Consider the following 7,601-nt stretch of genomic DNA (forward strand, 5'->3'; position numbering starts at 1 on the left):
CTGCCGCGAGCGGCTACAATGCGCGACTTTTCGGAATTTGCCGGAGTAACATCCATGGCACGCGTGTGTGAAGTGACGGGCAAGCGCCCGCTGGGTGGGCATCATGTGTCTCACGCCAACAACAAGACCAATCGGCGCTACCTGCCGAACCTGCAGTATCGCCGCTTCTGGGTCGAGAGCGAGAACCGCTGGGTGCGCCTGCGCGTGAGCCAGGCGGGCCTGCGCACGATCGACAAGAAGGGCATCGACGTCGTGCTCGCGGAATTGCGCGCGCAGGGCGTGAAGATCTGAGGAGACGACCGTGCGCGAAAAGATCAAGCTCGAATCCACTGCCGGCACCGGGCACTTCTACACGACCACGAAGAACAAGAAGACGACGCCCGAGAAGCTCGAATTCAAGAAGTACGACCCGAAGGCGCGCAAGCACGTCGCCTACAAGGAAACCAAGCTCAAGTAAGCGCGCGGTTCCACCGTCGCAAAAACAAAAAGCCCGCCGATGGCGGGCTTTTTGTTGACTGGCGTCCGCCAGTGTCAGGCGTACTGGCGCAGGCGCATCGAGAACTCGCGCAGCGGTGCAATGCCGCTCGCTTCCGCTCGCTGGCACCAGTCCTCGAGCTGACGCACGAGTTGCTCGCGCGATGCGCTGGAGCGGGCCCAGATTGCACTGAGTTCGTCGCGCATGCCGAACACCGTCTTCAGCACGCTGCTCTTCATGCTGAGCACGTCGAGGCAGGCACGGTCCTCGGCCTTGACCTCGGTCTGACCCCGCATCAGGAAGCGCTTCACCGCCTCCCAGTCGACCTTCGAGTGCTCGCGCACCTTCTCGAACTCATCGGCGCAGAGGCGCTTCACGCTCTTGGCGTACTTCGCCATGACCTCGTAACGGTGGTTGATCACTGCCTGCAGCGTGGTGACGTCGCACTCGGTCTTCGCTTCCGCCATACGCAGACGGGGCGCCAGGCGCTTCACGTCGGCAAGCCCGACCATCTCCATGAGGCGGATGTAGAGCCAGCCGATATCGAACTCGTACCACTTGCTGGAGAGCCTGGCCGAGCTGCCATAGGCGTGGTGGTTGTTGTGCAGCTCCTCGCCACCGATGAGGATGCCCCAGGGCACGATGTTGCGCGAGGCGTCTTCCGTCTGGAAGTTGCGGTAGCCCCAGTAGTGACCGATGCCGTTGATGACGCCGGCGGCGAACAGCGGAATCCATATCATCTGCACGGCCCAGATCGACATGCCGAGGAAACCGAAAAGGGCGAAGTTGATGATGAACATGAGCGTGATGCCGAGCCGCGTGTACTTGCTGTACAGATTGCGCTCGATCCAGTCATCGGGGGTGCCGTGACCGTACTTGTCGAGGGTCGCCTGGACTTTCGCTTCCTCGCGATAGAGTTCAGCCCCTTCCCACAGCACCTTATTGATGCCTCGCGTCTGCGGGCTGTGAGGATCCTCCACGGTTTCGCATTTCGCGTGGTGCTTGCGATGAATCGCCGCCCATTCCTTCGTCACCATGCCGGTGGTGAGCCACAGCCAGAAGCGGAAGAAATGGCTCACGATCGGGTGCAACTCCAGGGCGCGGTGGGCCTGATGGCGATGCAGGTAGATGGTCACTCCCGCGATGGTGATATGGGTGAGCACCAGCGCCACCACGATGTAACCCCACCAAGGCAGCTCGAGAAAGCCTGAGAAGAACATGGACGATCCTTATTCCGGGCGAGTCGTCTCGGATTGAGACAAGTTGCGCAATATACAGCATTGACGCCAAAAGGCAACAGGATTTGTGCGATGCAGCACGAGGCTAACTGCTTGTCGGACTGGCCGGATTTGCGAGGGCTGCCCCGTCGCGGTGCAGGCGCGCCTCGCTTTGCGGGTAGGGAACCGCGATGCCGGCCGCCTTGAGGCCGGCGAGAATCGTCTCGTACAGTTCGGTGCGCAGAGCGGTCGTCCCCCGCTCCGGATCGCCGACCGAGACGCCGAGTTCCAGTTCCACGCCGAAGTCGCCGAGGCCGGTGACCGCGACCAGGGGGGCGGGTTCGGACAGGACGCGCGACTGCGCCTGCGCTGCTGCGAGGGCGATCTCGCGCGCTTTCTGCACGTCGCTGTCGAAAGGGATGCGGAACGGCAGCGTCACCCGCGCCCGGCGCCCGCCGGCGCCGTGGCTGACCACTGTCGATGAGATCAGCGTCTCGTTCGGGATGATCGCCTCGTTGCCGTCCAGGCTGCGCACGACGACGTAACGGGCGGTCATCCGGGTGATCTGACCCTGACTCTTGTCGACGGTGACGACATCGCCCAAGCTCACTGAACGGTCGAGCAGGATGATGAAGCCACTCACGTAGTTGCTGGCGATTCTCTGCAGGCCGAGGCCGAGGCCGACGCCGAGCGCGCCGCCGAAGACCGAGAGCGCCGTGAGATCGATGCCCACCATCGGCAGCGCGATCAGGACCGCGAGGACGATGAGCACCGCGTGCAGCGCTTTGGCGAGCACGACGCGCACGTTGATGTCCATCTCGGTCGCGCTCATGAGGCGCTGCTCCAGCACGCGACCGGCCCACAGCGCGAGCAGGAGCGTGACCGTGACCGCGATCAGACCGTTGATGACGGTAAGCAGACTGGTAGAGCGGCCGCCCAGGGGGATGCGGATTTCATCGAGATAGCCGAGCACGTCGGGCAGGAAGCCGGTGATGTGCAGGGCGAGCCCGAACCACACGACGCCGGAGATGAGGCGCTCGAAGCGCTGCACCAGCCCGCTGTACGGGAACACGTGACGCAGCATGAAGACTGCGAAGCGCACGATGGCGAGTGCGCCGAGCAGCGGCACCGCGAGTTCGAGCAGGTGCACCGGCTGATGCTTGCGCAGGAGCGCACGCCCTGCCAATACGACGACGAGCGCCGTCAGCGGGAAGAGCGCCCGCTGCACACCCGCCGCGCCGACCTTGAGCGCCGTATGGTCGGTGCGCACCCATGGCGCGACGAAGCGGTTGAGCAGCCAGGCCACCGCGAGCGCCACCGCGATGACGGCGAGTTCCCACAGAACTGAAGTCTTCTGCAGGTCGGTGAGGAGGTCTCCGATCAGCGGGGGCAGCGCGAAGTCCGACATGAGTGCAGCGGGAAGGAGCGGGGCGCAAAACGCGGCGAATTCTAACACGCGACCCCGGGCCGCCTGCCGAGGCTCGGAGATCAGACCGCGGTTGTCTCGCGCCGCTCCAGCACCGCGCCGAAGAAGCCGTCGCAGCCGTGGGCGGCCGGCGTGAGCGCGAGGTAAGGTCCGGTATCGAGCGCCACCCGCGCCTGTGCCAGGACCTCTGCCGCCGGCATCAGCGCGAAGTCCGGGTGCGTTTTCAGGAAGGCGTCCACGACGTCCTCGTTCTCTTCCGCAAGCACGCTGCACGTGCCATAGAGCAAGCGCCCGCCGGGCCGCACGAGGCGCGCCGCCGCCGCCATGATCGACGCCTGCTTCGCCGCCATCTCGGCGACGCTTGCCGGCGACTGGCGCCATTTGAGGTCGGGATTGCGGCGCACTGTCCCGAGCCCGCTGCACGGCGCGTCGACCAGCACCCGATCGGCCTTGGCGGCGAGGCGCAGGATGCGCACGTCGTTCTCGTCGGCGATGTGTCGCGGCTCTACGTTCGTGAGCCCGGCGCGGGCGAGGCGCGGCTTCAGTTTCGACAGCCGGCGCTCGGACGTGTCGAAGGCGTAGAGCCGCCCCTGCGACTGCATCACATCGCCGAGCAGCAGGGTCTTGCCGCCGGCACCCGCGCAGAAGTCGACGACCAGGTCGCGCCGCCTGGGTGCGACCAGCAGGCCGAGCAGCTGACTGCCTTCGTCCTGCACTTCGATGGCTCCCGACCGGAAGAGATCATGGCGATTGATGGCGGGGTGTCCCGCGAGGCGCACGCCAAGCGGAGAATACGGTGTCGCGGTCGCGACGATGCCATCGCGGGCAAGCCGCGCGAGCACCGCCTCGCGGTTTGCCTTCACGCGGTTCACGCGCAGATCGAGCGGCGCCGGCTCGTTCAGGCTGCGCGCCAGTGTGAGCAGCGCCGCCTCGCCCAGCCTGGGCAGCAGACGCTCGATCAGCCAGTCCGGCAGGTCGCATTGCAGCGCGAAGGGAAGTTCGGACACGTCTGCCGCGCGCACGGTGTTGAGCCATGCGATCTCGGACGGGTCGAGGAACGGCGCAAGCTCGCGCGCCGAGACACCCTTGAGCTTCGCCAGGCAAGCCAGCACGAGGCGCCGCGGGTGCATCCCGCCTGCCAGGTGTTCGAGCAGGCGCCTGCGGCGCAGACAGGCGAACACCGTTTCGGCGATGAAGCTGCGGTCACGGGCACCAAGCTCGCGGTGCATGCGAAAGAAGGCGCTGAGCGCGGCGTCCGCCGGCCCCGCAAGGGGCAGGGCCGCGGCCAGCGCGTCCTCTGCCGAGCGCAGCTGCGCCGCCGCCAGCTCAGCCACGAACCAGCTGCAAGCCGGTGACGAGCTGCTCGGCGGCGATGCTGCCCTTGCGGTCGGTGAAGCGCAGCCGGATCGGAAGGTAGGCGAAGTCGACGGCGAGCCACACCTCGATGCCCTCGTCGCCCGGCTTGCGCAGCTGTTTCACATAGATGGCGCGCAGGTCGCCCATCGGCGTTTCCACGATCTCCTGCGGACCGACCTCCACTTCGTAGGTGTCGAGCTTGCGCCCGTTGGTGAGATTGAGGCGCAGCGGTCCGGGTTCGAGGCGTACTACCGAGAGCTGGCATATCAGCGACAGGATGTCGAGCGAGGACGGTCGCAGCGGGACCTCGCGCACACCGTCCGGGTCGGTGAAGCGCGCTACCCCGGTGGTGCGGTCGAACTCGACGCGATACTGCTTTTCCCCCCTCTTCCCGGTGCGGTCGAGACGGAAGGAATCGGGCTCGAAACCGGCCTCGGTGATGCGCCCCTCGCTCGTCGAGCTCATGCCGAACGGATAGAAGAGGGCGGCGAGCCCGATCGTCTTGCCGTTGCTGGCGAGCCGATAGCGGCCGTCCGTGATCTCCCAGGAGAGTTCGCTGCGGCCGGCCAGGAAACGGTGCGAACCGTAGTAGATGTCGAACTGGATCGAACCCTGCGGCGACAGCGGCCGTTCGGCGCGCAGCGGCGTTACCGGCGGCTCGTCTGCGGCGAGCTCGATCGGTGGCGATGTGATGGGTGCAGCCAGCGCAGACCCGGTATCGGCGGTAACCGCTGCGCCGGCGTCGGCGATCACGGGGTCCTGCGCGGGCGGTGGGAGATCAGGCGTCGCCACGGCAACAGGTGCCATGGGCGGAGCTGCGATCGGCCGCGCTGGTTGGGTGGTCTTGCGTGCGGGCGGCGGCCGCTTCGGCGTGGCGGCGAGACGGCGTTCCACGGGCGGTGGCGGCGCGGGGCGTTCTTCCTGCACGGCAACCAGCGTGGCTTCGAGCGGCCGCGGCGGCTGCGCCGGGGCGGGCATCCGCACGCGGCTCGCAATCGCGAAATGCAGCGCGACGGAAACCGCAAGCGCCACCGCCAGGCGGCGGTGGGTGGTCGACGGGGATGCGAACGAAGCGGGTCCTGCGGAGACAGGCTTCATCCGGGGAATAACGCGTGAGATCCCAACCGGTCGACGGCTCAGGCGTCGACCGGAGGCACCACGAGCGCGCCGGTGACTCGCTCCCCGCCTGCCAGCACGACGCGACCGCCGGCGTCGACCGAAACGCGTTCCTCGCACAGCCAGCGCACGGCCTGCGGAAAAACCCGGTGCTCCTGTTCGAGCACGCGGGCGGCGAGCGTGTCCTCGGTGTCGTCGGCGCGCACCGGCACGGCGGCCTGGATGATGATGGGGCCGTGGTCGAGCGCAGGCGTGACGAAATGCACGGTGCATCCGTGCACCTTGACGCCTTCCGCGAGCGCGCGGGCGTGGGTGTGCAACCCGGGAAAGGCGGGTAACAGCGACGGGTGAATGTTGATGAGTCGGCCGGCGAAGCGCGCGACGAACGCAGCGCTCAGGACGCGCATGAAGCCGGCGAGCAGCACGTAGTCCGGCGCGTAGCCGTCGATCACCTCGGCGAGCGCCGCATCGAAGGCGTCGCGGCTCGCGAATTCGCGATGCTCGACCACGCGCGTCGGCACATCGTGGTTGGTGGCGACGTCAAGCCCCGCGGCGTCCCCGCGATTGCTGATGACGGCGACGACGGAGGCCGGCAGCTCTGCCTTCAACAGCGCCTCCATGTTGCTGCCGCGACCGGAGATGAGGATGACGAGCCGGCGCATGTCAGACGATCACGGTTTGCGGCTCGTCGCCGTGCCGCGCGCGGATCTGCCCCAGGCGAAAGACGGTCTCGCCCTGGGTGCGCAGGATTTCCGACGCCGTCTCGGCATCCGCCGCATCGACCACGAGCACGAAGCCGATGCCGCAGTTGAACGTGCGATGCATCTCCGCGGCGGCGACGTTGCCGGCCTCGCGCAGCCACTGGAACAGCGGCGGCAACGGCCACGCGTCCGCTTCGATCTCGGCGACGACAGCGGCCGGCAGGATGCGCGGGACGTTGCCGGTGATCCCGCCGCCGGTGATGTGCGCCATGCCCTTGACCGCGACCGATTGCAGCAGCGCGAGCACGGGCTTCACGTAGATGCGCGTGGGCGCCAGGACGGCGTCCGCAAACGGGCGTCCGTCGATGGCGTCCGGCAGAGCCGTGGCCTCGCGCTCGATGATCCTGCGGATGAGCGAGTAGCCGTTCGAATGTGCACCGCTGGAGGCGAGGCCGAGGACGACGTCGCCGGCGCGGATGGCGCGTCCGTCGACGATCCCGCTCTTCTCCACCGCGCCGACGGCAAAGCCCGCAAGGTCGTATTCGCCGGGCGGATACATGCCGGGCATCTCCGCCGTCTCGCCGCCGATGAGGGCGCATCCGGCCAGCTCGCAACCGGCCGCGATGCCGCGGATGACGTCTTCGGCGGTGCTCACGTCGAGCTTCCCGCAGGCGAAGTAATCGAGGAAGAAGAGCGGCTCCGCACCCTGCACGAGAACATCGTTCACGCTCATCGCCACCAGGTCGATGCCGACGGTGTCGTGGCGATCGAAATGGAACGCGAGCTTGAGCTTGGTGCCGACACCATCGGTGCCGGCGACGAGCACCGGCTCGCGATACTTGCCCGACATCTCGAACAGGGCACCGAAGCCGCCGATGCCGGCCAGCACTTCCGGGCGTGCGGTGCGCCGGGCGAAGGGCTTGATGCGTTCGACCAGAGCGTCCCCGGCGTCGATGTCCACGCCTGCATCGCGGTAGGAGAGCGGAGTCTTCGCCTGCATCTGGATTCTGTTGAGTGCGCTCGGTGCGAGGGATAAAGTACGCGGCGTCGTTCGCCGGGCAAGGCATCGGATTCTAGCCGAAATGGCGGGGCCGTTCCGCCTCGGCGGCAGTGATCAACACGTGCTCGATGAAGCAGCTCGTACTGGACCTCGCTTCCCCGGCGGAGCCCACGCTCGACAATTTCGTCGCCGGTCCCAACGCCGAGGCGCTGCAGGCCATGCGCGACCTCGCGGCGGGGGCGCGCCGCGACCCGGTGATCTATCTCTTCGGACCCGGGGGCAGCGGGCGCACGCACCTCTTGCGGGCGGT

Annotated in this window: 9 protein-coding genes; 3 read left to right on the top strand and 6 right to left on the bottom strand. The window is 67.3% G+C overall.

The genetic code is table 11. The features are described from left to right. The first annotated feature begins 54 nt into the window (after nt 1-54). Nucleotides 55-291: a 50S ribosomal protein L28 gene (gene rpmB / locus JNK68_16465; GenBank protein ID MBL8541938.1), complete on the top strand. Its 237-nt coding sequence runs from the start codon at nt 55-57 to the stop codon at nt 289-291. A 10-nt stretch (nt 292-301) separates the two neighbouring features. Beyond that, on the top strand, nt 302-457 hold the full coding sequence (gene rpmG, locus JNK68_16470) for a 50S ribosomal protein L33 (GenBank protein ID MBL8541939.1): 156 nt from the start codon (nt 302-304) through the stop codon (nt 455-457). A 74-nt stretch (nt 458-531) separates the two neighbouring features. On the opposite strand, the gene JNK68_16475 is transcribed toward rpmG, so the two are convergent. From JNK68_16475 to purM, 6 genes are all read right to left on the bottom strand, one after another. Further along, nucleotides 532-1,695, bottom strand: a complete 1,164-nt coding sequence (locus tag JNK68_16475; GenBank protein MBL8541940.1) for a fatty acid desaturase — start codon at nt 1,693-1,695, stop codon at nt 532-534. Between the two features lie 103 nt (nt 1,696-1,798). Then, nucleotides 1,799-3,100 carry a mechanosensitive ion channel gene (locus JNK68_16480; protein MBL8541941.1) on the bottom strand — a complete coding sequence of 434 codons (1,302 nt, stop codon included), beginning with the start codon at nt 3,098-3,100 and terminating at the stop codon, nt 1,799-1,801. An 80-nt stretch (nt 3,101-3,180) separates the two neighbouring features. Next, a complete protein-coding gene (locus JNK68_16485) occupies nt 3,181-4,347 on the bottom strand; it encodes an RsmB/NOP family class I SAM-dependent RNA methyltransferase (protein MBL8541942.1) in 1,167 nt (388 codons plus the stop codon). 97 nt (nt 4,348-4,444) lie between these two features. Then, entirely contained in the window at nt 4,445-5,572 is a 1,128-nt protein-coding gene (locus JNK68_16490; protein MBL8541943.1) for a DUF3108 domain-containing protein, read from the bottom strand. 38 nt (nt 5,573-5,610) lie between these two features. Further along, nucleotides 5,611-6,252, bottom strand: a complete 642-nt coding sequence (locus JNK68_16495) for a phosphoribosylglycinamide formyltransferase (protein MBL8541944.1) — start codon at nt 6,250-6,252, stop codon at nt 5,611-5,613. A 1-nt stretch (nt 6,253) separates the two neighbouring features. Beyond that, complete coding sequence (gene purM, locus JNK68_16500; protein ID MBL8541945.1) at nt 6,254-7,291, bottom strand: phosphoribosylformylglycinamidine cyclo-ligase; 1,038 nt, start codon at nt 7,289-7,291, stop codon at nt 6,254-6,256. Nucleotides 7,292-7,419: 128 nt separating this feature from the next. Here purM and JNK68_16505 point away from each other — a divergent pair. After that, a partial coding sequence (locus JNK68_16505) for a DnaA regulatory inactivator Hda (GenBank protein ID MBL8541946.1) occupies nt 7,420-7,601 on the top strand: 182 nt, incomplete at its 3' end.

This window comes from Betaproteobacteria bacterium, from assembly GCA_016791345.1.
Classification (GTDB): domain Bacteria; phylum Pseudomonadota; class Gammaproteobacteria; order Burkholderiales; family JAEUMW01; genus JAEUMW01.